Genomic DNA, 15,443 nt, shown 5'->3' with positions numbered 1-15,443 from the left:
AAGCGGCTTTAGCTGGTCTGACTCGTGCGTTGGCGCGTGATCTGGGTCCCCAGGGAATAACGATTAACAATATTCAGCCAGGGGCCACTGATACAGACATGAATCCCGCTGACTCCCCAGCTGCACTGGAATATGCACGCTCTATTGCGCTTGGTCGGTATGGAACTCCTGAAGAAGTTGCAAGTATGGTAGCTTTCATAGCTAGCGAAGAAGCTAGCTATATTACCGGAGCCACAATAAATGTGGACGGGGAACTGCAATCTAGAATTCATAATCTGCTCAGATGAGATGCTGAGCTTTTTTCTGATGAGATAAGTATTGCTTCCAGCAGGAAGAGCGACTGTAATGGCCTTGGCACTTTGCAAGTCCAAAGCGGGCAATAACGAAAACGAAGTTAAATTAAGCAGCCTAGGTCCGGTATTCAACCGGACCTTATGGTTTAGACCAAATTGAATACGTTCTTGGTTAATCCCAGCTCCACGCCCGAATTAACGATGAAACACCCTTGACGTTCTCCTTCTTTCCTCATTGTGGACTCTAAAAATTGTCGAATTAATCCCTTTACCGGTTCTTGCTTTTCAACCAGGAATTTCATTTTTTTATTTTGAATAGCCTCATATCGTTGGAGTGCCTTCATAAATGAGGCATGCTTATCACCAAAAGTATCATAGATACTTCTTCTGTGAATTCCCATAAAGTCAACTAATTCTTGCATTGAAGTTTTCTCGTAACCTTGCACTCAAAACAGGTGTATCGCTTTATCTAATACTTCATTAATTTCAAATTCTTTGGATCTTGCCATTGTAATCACCTCATGCATTCATTTTACATTGAAGTGAACGATCGGCAAACTAGAGAGTAAAACGTGAATAAAATCAAGCGTGGCGCTTGATTTTATTCTTTGTGAGCATTACAGGTATGAGACCTATTTAAATGCTTAACGAAGGATTCTTCGTTTGTCTGCTTGTAACCAATCGGGCGTCCATCCTTTTTCCATCGCATCCAGGGTTACTCCTGGTGGAACTATGGCATCTATCGCATCCAGTATATCGCTACTTAATCGGATGTCACTACCCTTTAACGTTTCCCGGAGTTGTTCAATTGTTCTTGCCCCAACAATGGCAGAAGTAATGGACGAATGAGCTTGTGTGAATGCCATGGCAAGATGCGGTAAAGTTAATCCTGCTTCATCTGCAAGTGTTTGGAGTTTGGCTATGGCTTCAAACTTGATGCGGTTTTCTTCTCGACTAGGGTCAACAACAGATTTTAAGCGTCCAGCGAAGGTGGCTGCTCTTGAATCCGGGGCGACAGCTTCTCCTGAACGGTATTTTCCCGTTAATAAGCCACCCGAAAGTGGGCTCCAAACCAAAACACCCATTCCATATTTTGCTGTGGCAGCAAGCAGATCGAATTCGATACTTCGGTTTAAAATGGAATACGGGGCTTGCTCAGAGACAAAACGTGCTACATTTTTGCGTTCGCTAGTCCATTGAGCTTCGGTCACTTGCCATGCCTGAAAATTGGATGTACCAATGTAGCGTATCTTCCCTTCACTGACCAGATCCGTAAGTGCACCAAGACTCTCTTCAATATCGGTATCGAGATCAGGCTGATGCAGTTGATACAAATCGATATAATCGGTTTGCAGCCTTCTCAAACTATCCTCTACTGCTCGTTTAATCCAATATTTTGAATTTCCTGATTGATTTTGTCCACTGCCCATGGGAAGACCGCCTTTAGTGGCCAGAATGACATCCTGTCTGCGTCCTTTTAGAATGTGACCTAAAATTTCTTCGGATTGACCACTTGAATAGACATCCGCAGTATCGATCAGGTTAATTCCTCCAGCCAAAGCTTCATCCAGTATGACTGCAGCTTCTTTCTCCGTATTGTTCCCCCAAAAACCAAATGTACCTGTACCTATATAAAAAGTACTAAAGAAGTTAACGATCCTTCAATTGGGTAATTAAAAGTAAGACCAAATGTAAGGTGGGGAAACACATGAGTTCATCCGAAATGGATCAAATAAACGAAGCCATGAAGCATACCCATGACAAACGGCTATATGAACGCTATTTGGCTGTCCGCCTTCACCTCGAAGGACAGTCGTTTACTGAAATTGCACATACGTTAGGTCTGGTTCGCCAGACCATTAGCAAGTATTGGGATTTGTACCAAACCTATGGATTGGAAGGCCTTCCTATGAAGCATTCACCAGGAAAGCCACCAAAGCTGAGCGAGGAACAGCACGAACAACTTGCCGAAATGCTGGTGAGCAAGCGGCCCGCCGATGTCGGTTTTGAAGCCAGGTACACCTGGACACTGGCCTTAATCGCCGCCTGGATTCGGCGTGAGTTTGGACAGGAATACAGCGTTCGCGGTGTTCGCAAAGTGTTGGGACGACTGGGATTTAGCTTCACCAAAGCAACGTATACCCTAGCCAAAGCAGATCCACAGGAGCAGGCCGTGTTTCGGGATGTCACATTCCCGCAGTTGAAACGCAAACTGGAGGATGGAGACATCGACCATCTGTTATTTGATGATGAGTCCACAATCCGGGCGTATCAGGCGCTACAATATAACTGGTTTCCGAAAGGAAAACAGCAACAGATTCAAACCCATGGCAAGCATGAAGGAGCCAAGTTGTTTGGTGCGATCCACTACGAGACGGGGCAAGTCCATCACTATGAAGTCGAACAAGCGAATGTGGACGCCTGGATTCGTTTTCTGACGATGCTGCTGGAAGCTTACCCGACCGGGAAAATAGTCCTTATTTTGGATAATAGTCGCATCCATCATGCCCGGGCGCTCCAACCTTTTTTACAGAAACACCGTCGTTTGGAGCTTGTATTCTTGCCGCCCTACAGCCCCGATCTCAACTCATGGAGGGCGTCTGGAAGTGGCTCAAAAGTGATGTCATTAACAACGTATTTTTCAAAAAAATTTTACCAGATTCGTCTCCACGTCACGAAATTTATCAATCGACTGAACAAGCACCCGAAAGAAACCATTGATCGCTTGCTTGTTAGGTTATAATCTTTAGTGCGCTTTATATAGCAAGTCATTTCCAACAATTTGGCAATGAAAAGGTCATCTTGGGCATCTCCGCGAACACGCTGTATCGTTGCAGCCGAACACAACCAAGATGGGAAACAGGCCTTTCTCATGAGAACCTTTTAAACCAGCAGTTTGTTGCGGGGGCCCCAAACGAGGTTCTGTTTATTGTCCTTTTGCAGCTAGCCATAAAATTTGCTGTCTGAACAACCCCTATAGAGAAAACAAAAAAAACCGCAATTATCACGGTTTCTTAAGCATTCTATTCTTGTGCTTGGGCAAAAACAAATTTGGCTACAGTTCTTCGCCATTGGATTCAATGACTTTTTTGTACCAGTAGAAGCTCTTCTTCGGCGTTCTGCTCAGATCACCATTGCCATCGTTGTCTTTGTTAACATGGATGAAGCCGTAGCGTTTTTTCATTTCGCCTGTTGAAGCACTAACCAGGTCGATACAACCCCACATCGTATAAGCAATGAGCTCCACGCCGTCTGCTACCGCTTCCTTCATTTGTTCAATGTGACCTCTCAAATATTGAATGCGATAATCATCCTGAATTGAACCATCTTCCTCCACCACATCTACAGCACCCAGGCCGTTCTCTACCACCATCAGTGGAATCTGGTAACGGTCATACAGGTGATTCAGCGTGTAACGCAAACCTTTTGGATCGATCTGCCATCCCCAGTCGGACGACTCCAGATATGGATTTTTGATGCCGCCCAGCAGATTACCGCCTGTTTTCTCCAGCGAATCATCCGCACTTTCGACCATGGACATGTAATAGCTGAAGGAGTAGAAATCCACGCACCCTTCCCGCAGTGTCTGTTCATCTTCCGGTTGCATCTCGATACGGATTCCCTGCTCGGCAAAGAAGCGTTTGGCAAACCCGGGATACGCCCCTCTGACCTGCACATCACCACAGATCATATTCGAAATTTGGTCCTTTTGCTGTGCAAGCAAAATATCGTCCGGATTGCATGTGTTCGGGTACGTTGTCATGAAAGCGACCATACAGCCGATTTGGAAATCGGGGTTGATCTCATGCCCTAGCTTGACCGCCTTCGCACTTGCCACAAATTGATGGTGCAGCGCCTGGAAGCGGGTCTGCGGATCATCGACCCCATCTGTCAGCGTCTCTTTGCCTTCGAACAGAATACCTGCGGCCATATAAGCCCCCAACGGCATCGTCAGACAGTTGATCTCGTTGAAGGTCAGCCAGTATTTAACCTGATCCTTGTATCTGTTGAAGAGGGTTGTACAATATCGGATGTAACAATCGATAACTTCCCGTGATGCCCAGCCGTTATACTTCTCGGTCAGACCGAATGGCGTTTCATAATGGGAAATGGTCACCAGCGGCTCAATGTTGTACTTTTTCAACTCGGCAAAAACGTTATCGTAGAACTGCAATCCCTCTTCGTTCGGCTCCAGATCGTAACCGTTCGGATAGATTCTTGACCAGTTGATCGACATGCGGAACATTTTAAATCCCATTTGGGCCATCAAGGCAATATCCTCTTTGTAATGTCCATAAAAATCAACCGCTTCATGGCTCGGATAATACGTTCCCTCTTCAAGTACAGGCGTGATCCGCCGCGGTGTCGTGTGGGTTCCGCCTGTCATCATATCGGAAGTGCTCGGGCCTTTGCCGCCCTTGTTCCATCCACCCTCAAATTGATTGGCAGCCGTTGCTCCACCCCAGAAAAATCCATCTTTCATTGTCATAACCAGTTCCTCCTCCAATGTCTCATCAAGACTTCAAAACTAGTGTAACATCCATACCCTGACACCTTCTGTCATGGTATAATCATGGCATGGAAAATAACCGATTATTCAGAATGATGCTGCTGTTATTGGAGAAAAAGAAAGCGACCGCCCCGGAACTGGCCCGTTTGTTCGAAATATCCGTGCGCACGGTGTACCGTGATATCGACAGGCTGAGTGCAGCAGGCATTCCTGTGTACACCACAACCGGAAAACATGGCGGCATTCATCTTATGGACAACTTTGTCATGGACAAGTCTCTCTTGTCCGAAGACGATCAAAATGAAATTTTGCTTGGACTATACAGCGTCAGTGCCATCCCTCATCTCAACAGTGCCCATATGCTGAAACGGTTGACCGCGATGTTTGATCACAAGCTGGAATGGATCGAATTCGATTTCTCCCCCTGGCGCAGCATTTCACTGCAGGAGAGAGAACTGTTCAATCAGGTGAAGCAGGCCATACTCACGAAACAGCTTATGACGTTTCATTATATCGACTCCAATGGTGAACCAAGTTTAGAGACCGTCGAACCTGTCAAATTAATATTCAAAAATAACACCTGGTACTTCAAAGGTAACGGTCAGAGCACGCCGAGCATTACAGAAGCACAGACTTTCAAGATGAAAAGGGTCTCTGAGCTCAAACTGCTGTCAAAGCCCCTCGATCAGAGCATGACAGCGGGATTAAGGGTCTCCGAAAAACACGTTACCAGTCCTCCAGTTTCCATGAAACTGATATTCTCTAGTACCATTGCATACAGAGTGCATGATTTTTTTGAACCCTCCCGGATTGAAAAGCAACCTGATGGCAGGCTGCACGTCTCTCTGGAAGTACATGAGGGGGAACAATTGTATTCGTTCCTGATGTCATTTGGAGCGGAGTTGACCGTGGTTAAACCTCCCCATATTCGGCAGGAACTGCTCAGACGACATATCGATGCGGTAGAACATTTGCAAATGATCACCTTTTGATTTCATATTTAACATTTGGATTAACCTTGTACTTAAATCGTCGCTTCCTAGTGTAATTAGGTTATCATCAAAACAGGCATGATACCAAAGTTCTCGTCCTCCGACATAGGTAGCGATGTTTCTTACAAACTAACTCTCTTAGAGCAGACTAATTCATAAATCATGAAGCCAAAAATAAACTGAAGAGCCTCCGTTGCAGTTTTGGAGCGTTTAACCCCTCCTGCAAGCTCGGCGTTGACTTTGTCGCCAAACCGATCCAAGAGATATGGTATATTACTTAAGTAAGTACTTTAGTCGCTTCTGAAGTAAAAGGAATCAGTTCGTCTATACGTCCTTCACGAATTTTCTTAGCCCATGCAGGATCGACCATTAGCGAACGTCCAACTGCCACCAAGTCAAATTCTTCATTCTCAAGTCGTTGAACCAGTCCATCGATACCGACGTTATTGGCTCCTTTTCCTTCGGTGAAAAGACTTGTGAACTCACCGTCAAGGCCAACAGATCCAACTGTAATTGTTGGTTTGCCAGTCAACTTTTTGGTCCATCCGGCAAAGTTCAGATCAGAGCCCTCGAATTCCGGCTCCCAGAAACGTCGTGTGGAACAGTGGAAAATATCGACGCCCGCATTAACAAGTGGCGCCAAGAATTGCTCCAGCAATTCCGGAGTTTCTGCCAATTTAGCTTGGAAGTCATCAGTCTTCCATTGCGATAAACGCAGAACAATCGGGAATTCCGGTCCAACTACCTCACGGCAAGCCTCAATGACTTCAACTGCAAAGCGTGTGCGTGCAAGCATATCCCCACCATAACGATCTGTACGCGGATTGGTTTTCTCATAGAAGAATTGATCAATCAGATAGCTGTGCGCACCGTGTAACTCAATACCATCGAACCCAAGACGCTTCGCCTCAGAAGCTGCCTGTGCAAATGCCTGGACGATTTCAGTAATTTCAGCTTCCGAATAATCGCCAACATGACCTTTAGCTCCCATATGCCAGATCTGTGGAATGATCCGTCCACCAGCCTCATGTACCTCTGACACTACGTTCGCCCAGCCATTTAGTGCAGCTCCGCCATAAAAGTGCGGCACGTTAACTTGATTGGATGCATCCGGATGATTAATTACCGTTCCTTCTGTCACAATAAGACCCACACCGTTCTCCGCTCTGCGGCGGTAATAGGAAGCGACATTTGCACCTGGTATACCGTCCGGAGAAAATTGACGAGTCATCGGTGCCATCACAATCCGATTGGATAATTTCAAGTTTCCTAATTCTATAGGTTGGAACAGCGGTTCTACTGATTGAGAATAATTCATAATAGCCTCCAAAAATTTAGTTTTTTTATAAAATGCTTAGATCGCTTCACCGGCCATGACCCATGTTAATATCAGCTTGACTTACAGATGAATCGTTCAAAGAACTTTATCGAAAAGCCCCACCTCCTCAAATTTCATCGTTAAACCGTCCTTCACTACAACAATGCATCAGTTCTTGACTACAAAGTCAAGAATGAGACAAAAAAAAGATCAAGGCAACATCATGGCAAAAGACGTACGTAAGACCGCCTCGATCTGTTCACGCGATGAACCGGATTTCTCCATAATTTTTACACCCAGTATGGTGTTATTTAGATAAGCTGCAAGCTCTTTGCTAGAAAAACGGTTCGAAATTAACTGCTGTTCCTGACCGTTACGGATGATCTTCTCTAAAATCTGTTGAACCTCTTCTAACATTAGCTCATTTTCTAGCGTGACCTGCTCGTCATCTGTTCCGAATTCCAGTGAGGAATTCACCATTAGACATCCTTGGCAGCCGGATTCGTCGTCTAAAAGTGAATGGCGCAAAGAATCCAGTTTATCAAGCGGAGATGAGGCTTGTGCTTCGATCTTCTTCAATTTCCCTACGCTCTGTTCGCGATAGAGTGCCAGCGCTTTGAGGAACAATGAGCGTTTGTCATTAAATACACAATACAAACTTTGCTTCTTGACCCCTGTCGTACGAGTAAGATCCTCATAAGAGGTTGACTTGAATCCTTGATTCCAGAACACTTCCATAGACTGCTGCAATGCACGATCGACATCAAATTCTCTTGGTCTGCTCATAGGGTAAAACTATCACTTCCTGACCATGTAGTCAACAATAAAATATCTCTTCATCTATTTGGTGATCATTCTCAATAAACCCATAAAAGTTGAAGCCTGATAAGGTGTGAGTAATTCTTATAAATGAGACTAAAAAAGCATAAAATAGGCTGTTTTTATGCTTACAAATGAGATTAATTATATCGTAACTTGAGACTTTTTGTATTTTATATAATTATGGTTGAGACTTTACGTTTTCTATGACTAGCGGTAGATCAAAATATAAAAAAATCAGCTTCTACTAAACTCTGAGTAGGCCGATAATACTAAATTCGCCGAATTGTATAGACGTAAGGTCAGCTATGAGTGTAGATAATCGATTTGCAGGCCTGTTAACTGTATATTTATTTAGATAGTTTTTAAATAGATAGTTATGAGTAAAAAAAATCGCTTCCTCGCTGTAGTGAATGCCTACTGTCTGTTGTCTAATAGAGCAAAAAAGGTTTGATGTTCTTTGGTATCATTATTTTGTGTTAAATATTTGAACAGCTCATTAATATATTTAACTTTCTCGTCCACCAGACTTTCTCCCCTTCTATTGTTGTTAGTGTTACTTAATTTAACTTTTTGCACGACTTTATATCAAATTACTGGCAATAAAAACAATTTCACCATATAAAACCTTGTTCCATTGTACTACATGCCACTCAATATCTTTGGATTTTACTTATAAATAATTCACATTACACCATTATTTCCATATTCATATCGTATTTATACATAATTCCACCCTGCGTAATTCTGCCATCCGAACCTTTAGCATTTCCCCATACTTCTTCAACTACCATGTACTCATTAGCAAGCTTGACGATTTTGAATCAGATAGAACCTCTTGCTGTACTCTCCACTTTCGTCATAACAGATATTTCTGTTGTGCTTCCTGTTCATCGTAGCTGTTATGTATCATGACGTTCAGGATGGCGCGGGAGATGGAATTGGTGTAACCGTACAAGCAACTACGAAACCTTTCCCATGAGATGTCATACAGGACAACAAACGCCCGATGAGTTAGCCCTAACTTCTGAATACATTCCTTAACAGGATGATTCATGAACGTATTCTCCTTTCGAGATGTTTTCCCTTATAGGTTAGACACTCTACAGGCAGGAATCACACCCAGACATACAGAAGCATTAGGAAGACTCTTGTATTTGTCACATCAGAATTACTCATTAATAACAAGACAGCCTAGTTAATAACGGTAAGCCCCGAATAGATTCGATTAGATTTCCGCATCTCGTCACACTATTTGGATGCTACTCCGATCGGTTCATTATCAGCAAGGGTAAGAATAATCGAATTTTGCTTGGCTTCGCTATCTGCTGCCCGCTTAATTGACGGTGCATGGTGCGCATGGGTTGTGGCGGTACAGCAGATGAAAAAACAGATCAACCATGGTAGTATTTGACCATAATCAACCTGTTCAATGTAACGCTATTACGTTATTTAGGGTATAAAATTAAGGTATTAATGTGCGTACAAACATAATGGGGAAATCTTTTTACGGGTATTACATGGGTTATATGTGTTACTACTCATCCATCTCCCAACGAAAGTATTTGGAGAGATTATTGTATGCTTTATTAATATCATCATCTGTGCATTTATTAATAATACGATTCAAAGTTGCTTCAAGTATCTTTTCATTAAAGTCACTTGTAATAAAATGACCATGTCCGATTATGACATCACCTGGACCTACCATCCGTTCTAACCCTTTAGGACTAATTAATTCGAATGAAAACAAGTCTGATGCTCCATTTATGTCCTTAGGACCGATATCTATATGATAAGTAATATAAAAATCGTCTATATCATCACCCCAGTCCTCATATATCTTTGTTAGAGCCTTTATAATAAGCATTTAATCTACTCTCCTAATCCAAAATATCGATATGAACATTTCTAATTTGCTTTGGTGCTCATGTCTTATTATAGTTATTATAATTACGTTCTGTCCTAATCATGATATTTTCTTGGAAATTTGCTCTTACCATATTTTCTCCTGGCTTAAATTGAATTCTAAAAGCCCTCATTCCATCTGCACTTGAAAAACCAATAATTTCACCTGTCGTTTTATCAATAATATCTTTAGCACCCTCACCTACCCATGCTTTACCAGCATTCATTGCCTCTGTACGAGTAGAACTGCCTAGAAACTCATCAAAGCTCTGTCACTATATCGGAAATGGTTGCCTGTCTGCCGTTGATGTTCCATTAATGAGACTATATCTGTGAAGGGGTCCTGCTTATTATAATAAGCATCCAGCGCCTTTTCAAATTCTTGATCCACGTTTCTTTGATACCATCGTTCTCGTATATCAGAAGGAATATCGCTATAGGCTTGTACGGAAGCTTGATTGACTCCCTTTACATAGTTGATAAAGTCATGTATGGATTGTACTTCTCCATACCCCCTGGCACTCGTCCACACCTTGCCGAGAAAATCCATCATCGCATGCCGTTCGCGCGCCCTCTGTTCCTCCGCATTTACACAGGCTGTACGTATCAAGTAGCTGGTTATCTTAAACCGAAATCTAATATAAATGATATGTGAAATCATAATTTTTAAGGGTATATTTAACAATAAATCATCCTTATGTATGTATCGGACAGATGTTTACAGAAAGAACCATAGCTGTGTTCAATGAAAAAAAGGTAGGTTCGCAATTGAACCCACCCATTCGAAGAAATTATTTTCTTTTACCGAACGACCACAGTCCCACGTAAGGCTTCCAAGCCCATCATTCCTCCCTGAACGGCTTCTTTAGCATTGAACCTGTTGTACTCATGGCCATCCCAAACACAATCAGTAGTACCGTACTCAACAACATCAGCGTATTTTAATTTTTTTCTTTTGTCATTTTAAAGCCGTCCCCTCAAATAGTCCATTTCTCTGACACCTTCTTCTACTCAGACACCATACAACAACTTCACTAATGTATATCAATTCATAAATATTCATTTCTCAATAATTATGACACCACACACACAAATCAAATTCAATCCTATATCTTATACGCCTTCATCGCCTTACGCAGCTCCTTGAACGAAGGACGCTTGCCGTACATTAAGACGCCAGTACGGTAGATTTTGGCGGCTAGCCAGCCGAAGAACAGAATGGATGCGACCAGAATGGCAAGTGACAGCCAGATTTCCAGCAGGCTCGCCCGCTCCAGACCAATCCGCAGCAGCATGACGGTCGGCGAAAAAAACGGAATATACCCGGCGACCTTGACGAACATCGTATCAGGTGCGGCGATATTGAAGATACCGATATAAAAGGCTGCCAGTGACAACATGGTAATCGGCATGACCGCCTGCCCCAATTCTTCGGTACGGCTGACAATGGAGCCGACAGCAGCGAACAATACCGCGTACAGGAAGTAACCGAGGATGTAGAAAACCAGGCCATATCCAAGCACTGTGGTATTCAACTGCGACAGATCCAGCCCAGCCGAGCTGAGGATAACGCTGTTATGCGGCAGCATAAGGTTGGCGCACACCACAGCGGCAAAAACAGCAATTTGCATCAAGCCCACCAGAAAGATACCAATGATTTTCCCAAACATCTGGGTCAAAGGCGATACGCTCGTGATGAGAATTTCCATGATGCGTGAGCTTTTTTCCGAAGTCACTTCTGAGGCAATCATATTGCCTGTCATCATCGACGAGGTGAAGAACAAAATCATGAGTACATAGACCAAGCCATAGTTAATCATGGAAGCTTCTTTGTCCTCTGTTCCGGCAGCACGACCTGTCTCAGAGGGACTGTTCACTTCTCGACTGTGCACGGTAACAGGCGTACTAATTTCACGGACTTGCTCACTGGTCAAGGTATTCACACCGATCATAGCCTTGACCTTTGCCTCCTGAAGTCCAGTTTGCAGCAATGTGATTACAGCCGGGGACGGCTCTTTTTCAACCGATACGTACTCTACCTTGGGAAAAGTTTCTCCCGTTGCGGTAGGCCGTGTAAACTCCACATAGCCTTGCAGCCCCCCGTCTTTCAAAGCTTGCTGCATTGCGGGAGCTTGTGCGTTGTCATAACGCACCCAGGTAGCTGCCGGATTGGACTGAGCCTTCGTAAATTGCTCCAGTTGATCCGCGATCTCAGTCCGGCTTCCAGCGATCAGTCCCAGACGATGATGCTCAGCAGCGGATTTACCGGAACCCCCTGCACCACCCATTCCTTCTCCCTTAAACAAAGAAATCAGATACGGCAGATTCATGCCAATGGTAATGAGCAATGCCAGCACCAGCGTTGTAATGACAAAAGATTTGGTTCTCGCCTTCTGGCGAAACGTAAAACTGATAACCGTACCCAGTCTATTCATGAGAATCACCCACCTCTCGTATGAAAATTTCATTCAGCGTAGGCTCTTTAATTTCAAAATGCTCTACATCCGTTTGCTCCAACGCCGTTTGTAAAATCAACTTGGCCGCATCCGGCTGTTCAATATGCAGCATCCAGCCCTGGTCCATTCGCTCTACAAGGCGCACGCCGGGCAGTTGTTCCAGTCCGTTCACTTCGCCAGTCGTGATGAGACGAACTTTTTCACGCGGGTAGCGACCTTTAATCTCCTGCACATTTCCCTGCACAACTGTATTCGAACGATGCAAAATCGTAATATGGCGACACAGCTCCTCTACATGCTCCATCCGGTGAGTCGAAAATAAAATTGCAGCCCCGTCGTCCCGTAGCTCCTTCACCGTATCCTTAAGCAGCTCGACGTTCACAGGATCAAGCCCGCTGAATGCCTCATCCAAAATGAGCAACGTCGGGCGATGCACAACGGCTGCAATAAAGCCCATTTTCTGCTGATTACCCTTGGATAACTCTTCAATCCGCTTATTGTAATATTCAGGCACGCCGAAGCGTTCCAGCCAATAGCGCAGACTTTTGTCCGCATCCTTGGACGACATTCCGCGTAGCCTGCCTAAATAGTTAATTTGCTCGCTCACCTTTACCTTGGGATACAACCCTCGTTCCTCAGGCAAATAACCCATCGTCCGTTGAAGCTCCTTGCTATATGGCTTGCCCTCATATTGAATGCTTCCGCCATCAGGGTAAATTAGGCCAAGTACCATGCGCATCGTTGTCGTTTTGCCTGCTCCATTGCCTCCCAGCAGTCCGTAAATCTCTCCGCCGTTCACATTCAGCGAAATGCCGTTAACCGCCGTGTGGTTGCCATATTGCTTCACAACCTGCTCCAATTGCAGCATACTCATGAATCTCCAGCCCCCTTTTTCTCCCCTAAAATCTCTGTACCTCCCGGGATTTGTCCCGCAGACCAATGCCATAAAATATCATCCAGCTCCAGACTCCGTATACGAATCGGGCGAATGCCCGCCTGCTCCAATATCGCGCTAGCTTCTCCGGCTGCCAACGTTACAATTCGCTGCAATCCGCCTTCGCTCTCTGTCTCTATAACTCCCGGCAGCTCCGATGCTTCCTCCGGCGTCCCCTCAAACCACATTTCCTTGCTATTTTCGAGCAGGTGGTCCTTTTCCAGCTTACCGAGCAGCCTTCCTTCATGCATCAGGACAATATAATCGGCCAGGCGCTTGATCTCTTCCATGATATGAGTGGCAATAATAACCGTCGTTTTGCCGTTTTCCATACAATCCCGCAGTTCCTCCAGCATAATCTTCCATGCAAAAGGGTCCAATCCAGACGAAGGTTCATCAAGCAGCAGCAAACGGGGATGAGGTGCCAAGGCAGCAGCCAGTTCAAACTTGCGGCGCTCACCCTTGGACATACGCGATAATCTCGTGTGCTGCGGGACCTGAAAGCGTTCCAGCAACCGCTTGAAACGCGTTTCGTCCCAGCCCGGATACCATAATGCCCGAAAAGCCGCTGCTGCTTCTGCTGTAAGTCGGTCTTCCTCACGGGTCGGCTGCTCCGGCACATATCCAACCCACTGCCGCGTATCTACGGACATACCATTTGGATACGCCTGACCGAACCAGTGAATTACACCGGAATCCGGGTGGATAAGCTGGGTTAGCAGATGCAGCAATGTGCTTTTCCCTGATCCGTTATGTCCGGCCAAAGCAATCACATATCCCGGTTCAATCGTCAAATTAATCGGTCCGATCTCCCGGTTTCCCCGCTTTTTATAGACTTGGCTCATCTCAATGATTGGTGTTTCCACGGGCTTCACTCCTTCGCTTGGACTTCATACTTTCTCTTCACCATGTCTGCGAAAAGCTCCAACAATTCCTGTTCCGTCATCTGTACCGCCACGCCTGTATCAATCGCCGTCTCCAGTGCCTCGGTCACCGCTTTAAGGCGGTAGCCTGAGCGCATATCTTCCTCGACCATAGCTACGAAGGTTCCCGTTCCCTGCCGGGTACGAAGCAAACCTTCGTTTTCCAAATCCTGATAAACCCGCCGGACGGTAATCACGCTACAACTGAGTGTCCCCGCAAACTCCCGGATGGAGGGAAGCAGCGTTCCTGCTGCAATCTGCCCGGTCACGATGAGTGAACGAAGCTGCTTTTCAATCTGCGCATACAGCGGTTCCGCGCTATTCTCATCAATTTGCACCGGTATGTTCACCTGCTTCTCCCCCTTATTGATCTTTATATACACGCCCCCTAAGCCAGATCGCGCTTCACGAGCCTGCGCAGTGTCATCCGATAGGACACGAACATGCCGATAGCTCCTGCTGCCAGCGCTCCCCACATCAGCGGAGATAATAGCTGCCACTCCTTGCTGAAATATGCCGTCGTCGATACCAGGTTCACCCCGTATATTCGAACTGCAATCGCGATTATTCCGCAAACCAGCATGATCACAAGCGATAGCCAGAAATAGCCCTTTCCATTTTTAAGAAACTCCAAATAAATATAAATGGCTTGAATCAGCATCCCGTAACCGATCCAGGTGAGCGCAAACGATACAAAAAAGCCCGTGCCAGCATATACCCGAAGTGTACCTGAAATTGTAAACAGAAGGATAAAAAATACCACGCTATTCACGATAAACGCCAAAACCGCCTGTTGAATTCGGCTCATAATCACCGCACTCACTGGTATAGGCAATATGCGGAGAAAAGCCAGCATGCGCGTATAGGAATCTTCCTGCAAATATTTGAATGTACGTCGGTTATAAATGAATCCGAGAAACGGAATCAGCACCAGCATGACAAAATCGGCTGCCGGATTCAAGGCTCCACTCTCACCCAACTGCATACTTACAACAAAGCTCATGGTAAACCCCAGGTACATAATAAACAGTAACGTCCACAGCATTACATAAGGATTATTGCGAAAATCCTGACGAGTGATCATCCATGCCTGCTTCATGATTGTCATTTTCTTATCCTGATCCCTTCTGCACTGTCCGTAACGACGTCTCAGCCTCAATGACTTCTGAGCTACCGTCACAGTATTAAGTGTTATTACTGTATATATCTTTATACACAGTATATAAACTAAGAATCACATCTGTCAACACTAAGACCGTACATTTCTCCAAATAAGTTGGCCCAAAGGCG

15 protein-coding genes and 2 pseudogenes are annotated in these 15,443 nt (G+C 44.9%); 3 read left to right on the top strand and 14 right to left on the bottom strand.

Features of this window, described 5'->3' with window-relative positions; translation table 11 throughout:
* The first annotated feature begins 17 nt into the window (after window positions 1–17).
* Window positions 18–287, top strand: a complete 270-nt coding sequence (locus QMK20_RS27310; protein WP_349361948.1) for an SDR family oxidoreductase — start codon at window positions 18–20, stop codon at window positions 285–287.
* Between the two features lie 179 nt (window positions 288–466).
* Here QMK20_RS27310 and QMK20_RS02950 read toward each other — a convergent pair.
* Together QMK20_RS02950 and QMK20_RS02945 are read right to left on the bottom strand one after the other, a co-directional pair.
* A pseudogene (locus QMK20_RS02950) lies at window positions 467–802 on the bottom strand (TetR/AcrR family transcriptional regulator); the annotation flags it as partial.
* Between the two features lie 135 nt (window positions 803–937).
* Window positions 938–1,924, bottom strand: a complete 987-nt coding sequence (locus QMK20_RS02945) for an aldo/keto reductase (protein WP_283656183.1) — start codon at window positions 1,922–1,924, stop codon at window positions 938–940.
* A gap of 77 nt (window positions 1,925–2,001) precedes the next feature.
* Between QMK20_RS02945 and QMK20_RS02940 the strand changes: the two are divergent.
* Window positions 2,002–3,036: pseudogene (locus QMK20_RS02940) on the top strand (IS630 family transposase).
* Between the two features lie 312 nt (window positions 3,037–3,348).
* On the opposite strand, the gene QMK20_RS02935 reads toward QMK20_RS02940, so the two are convergent.
* Window positions 3,349–4,782 carry a glycoside hydrolase family 1 protein gene (locus tag QMK20_RS02935; RefSeq protein ID WP_283654522.1) on the bottom strand — a complete coding sequence of 478 codons (1,434 nt, stop codon included), beginning with the start codon at window positions 4,780–4,782 and terminating at the stop codon, window positions 3,349–3,351.
* An 89-nt stretch (window positions 4,783–4,871) separates the two neighbouring features.
* On the opposite strand from QMK20_RS02935, the gene QMK20_RS02930 reads away from it, so the two are divergent.
* Complete coding sequence (locus QMK20_RS02930; RefSeq protein WP_283654521.1) at window positions 4,872–5,795, top strand: helix-turn-helix transcriptional regulator; 924 nt, start codon at window positions 4,872–4,874, stop codon at window positions 5,793–5,795.
* Between the two features lie 277 nt (window positions 5,796–6,072).
* Here QMK20_RS02930 and QMK20_RS02925 read toward each other — a convergent pair whose 3' ends face one another.
* The 11 genes from QMK20_RS02925 to QMK20_RS02875 form a co-directional block, all read right to left on the bottom strand.
* Window positions 6,073–7,113: an NADH:flavin oxidoreductase gene (locus tag QMK20_RS02925; protein WP_283654520.1), complete on the bottom strand. Its 1,041-nt coding sequence runs from the start codon at window positions 7,111–7,113 to the stop codon at window positions 6,073–6,075.
* A 210-nt stretch (window positions 7,114–7,323) separates the two neighbouring features.
* Window positions 7,324–7,899, bottom strand: a complete 576-nt coding sequence (locus QMK20_RS02920) for a TetR/AcrR family transcriptional regulator (RefSeq protein WP_283654519.1) — start codon at window positions 7,897–7,899, stop codon at window positions 7,324–7,326.
* An 892-nt stretch (window positions 7,900–8,791) separates the two neighbouring features.
* Entirely contained in the window at window positions 8,792–8,989 is a 198-nt protein-coding gene (locus tag QMK20_RS02915; protein WP_283654518.1) for a preprotein translocase subunit TatA, read from the bottom strand.
* A gap of 480 nt (window positions 8,990–9,469) precedes the next feature.
* Window positions 9,470–9,802 (bottom strand): Imm8 family immunity protein, encoded by a 333-nt coding sequence (locus tag QMK20_RS02910; RefSeq protein ID WP_283654517.1) that lies wholly within the window; start codon window positions 9,800–9,802, stop codon window positions 9,470–9,472.
* 58 nt (window positions 9,803–9,860) lie between these two features.
* Window positions 9,861–10,067, bottom strand: a complete 207-nt coding sequence (locus QMK20_RS02905; protein WP_283654516.1) for a hypothetical protein — start codon at window positions 10,065–10,067, stop codon at window positions 9,861–9,863.
* 23 nt (window positions 10,068–10,090) lie between these two features.
* Window positions 10,091–10,450: a hypothetical protein gene (locus QMK20_RS02900; protein ID WP_283654515.1), complete on the bottom strand. Its 360-nt coding sequence runs from the start codon at window positions 10,448–10,450 to the stop codon at window positions 10,091–10,093.
* A gap of 496 nt (window positions 10,451–10,946) precedes the next feature.
* Window positions 10,947–12,275 carry an ABC transporter permease gene (locus QMK20_RS02895; protein WP_283654514.1) on the bottom strand — a complete coding sequence of 443 codons (1,329 nt, stop codon included), beginning with the start codon at window positions 12,273–12,275 and terminating at the stop codon, window positions 10,947–10,949.
* Complete coding sequence (locus QMK20_RS02890; protein WP_283654513.1) at window positions 12,268–13,170, bottom strand: ABC transporter ATP-binding protein; 903 nt, start codon at window positions 13,168–13,170, stop codon at window positions 12,268–12,270. The genes QMK20_RS02895 and QMK20_RS02890 overlap by 8 nt, the downstream gene beginning before the upstream one ends.
* A complete protein-coding gene (locus QMK20_RS02885; protein WP_283656182.1) occupies window positions 13,167–14,075 on the bottom strand; it encodes an ATP-binding cassette domain-containing protein in 909 nt (302 codons plus the stop codon). Before QMK20_RS02885 ends, QMK20_RS02890 begins: the two co-directional genes overlap by 4 nt.
* A gap of 26 nt (window positions 14,076–14,101) precedes the next feature.
* Complete coding sequence (locus tag QMK20_RS02880; protein WP_283654512.1) at window positions 14,102–14,503, bottom strand: GntR family transcriptional regulator; 402 nt, start codon at window positions 14,501–14,503, stop codon at window positions 14,102–14,104.
* A 38-nt stretch (window positions 14,504–14,541) separates the two neighbouring features.
* Window positions 14,542–15,261, bottom strand: coding sequence for a hypothetical protein (locus tag QMK20_RS02875; protein ID WP_283654511.1), 720 nt, complete (start codon window positions 15,259–15,261; stop codon window positions 14,542–14,544).
* Between the last annotated feature and the right edge of the window lie 182 nt (window positions 15,262–15,443).

The sequence above is a fragment of the Paenibacillus sp. RC334 genome, from assembly GCF_030034735.1.
Lineage (GTDB): Bacteria > Bacillota > Bacilli > Paenibacillales > Paenibacillaceae > Paenibacillus > Paenibacillus terrae_A.
The sequence above is the reverse complement of the archived record's forward strand: the minus strand, read 5'-3'. Positions and strand labels throughout refer to the sequence as shown.

Bases quoted from the DNA above. Each gene is read 5' to 3' on its own strand.
- QMK20_RS02935 (WP_283654522.1), bottom strand. From the start codon at position 4,782: ATGACAATGAAAGATGGATTTTTCTGGGGTGGAGCAACGGCTGCCAAT.
- QMK20_RS02930 (WP_283654521.1), top strand. From the start codon at position 4,872: ATGGAAAATAACCGATTATTCAGAATGATGCTGCTGTTATTGGAGAAA.
- QMK20_RS02925 (WP_283654520.1), bottom strand. From the start codon at position 7,113: ATGAATTATTCTCAATCAGTAGAACCGCTGTTCCAACCTATAGAATTA.
- QMK20_RS02920 (WP_283654519.1), bottom strand. From the start codon at position 7,899: ATGAGCAGACCAAGAGAATTTGATGTCGATCGTGCATTGCAGCAGTCT.
- QMK20_RS02915 (WP_283654518.1), bottom strand. From the start codon at position 8,989: ATGAATCATCCTGTTAAGGAATGTATTCAGAAGTTAGGGCTAACTCAT.
- QMK20_RS02910 (WP_283654517.1), bottom strand. From the start codon at position 9,802: ATGCTTATTATAAAGGCTCTAACAAAGATATATGAGGACTGGGGTGAT.
- QMK20_RS02905 (WP_283654516.1), bottom strand. From the start codon at position 10,067: ATGAATGCTGGTAAAGCATGGGTAGGTGAGGGTGCTAAAGATATTATT.
- QMK20_RS02895 (WP_283654514.1), bottom strand. From the start codon at position 12,275: ATGAATAGACTGGGTACGGTTATCAGTTTTACGTTTCGCCAGAAGGCG.
- QMK20_RS02890 (WP_283654513.1), bottom strand. From the start codon at position 13,170: ATGAGTATGCTGCAATTGGAGCAGGTTGTGAAGCAATATGGCAACCAC.
- QMK20_RS02885 (WP_283656182.1), bottom strand. From the start codon at position 14,075: ATGAGCCAAGTCTATAAAAAGCGGGGAAACCGGGAGATCGGACCGATT.
- QMK20_RS02875 (WP_283654511.1), bottom strand. From the start codon at position 15,261: ATGACAATCATGAAGCAGGCATGGATGATCACTCGTCAGGATTTTCGC.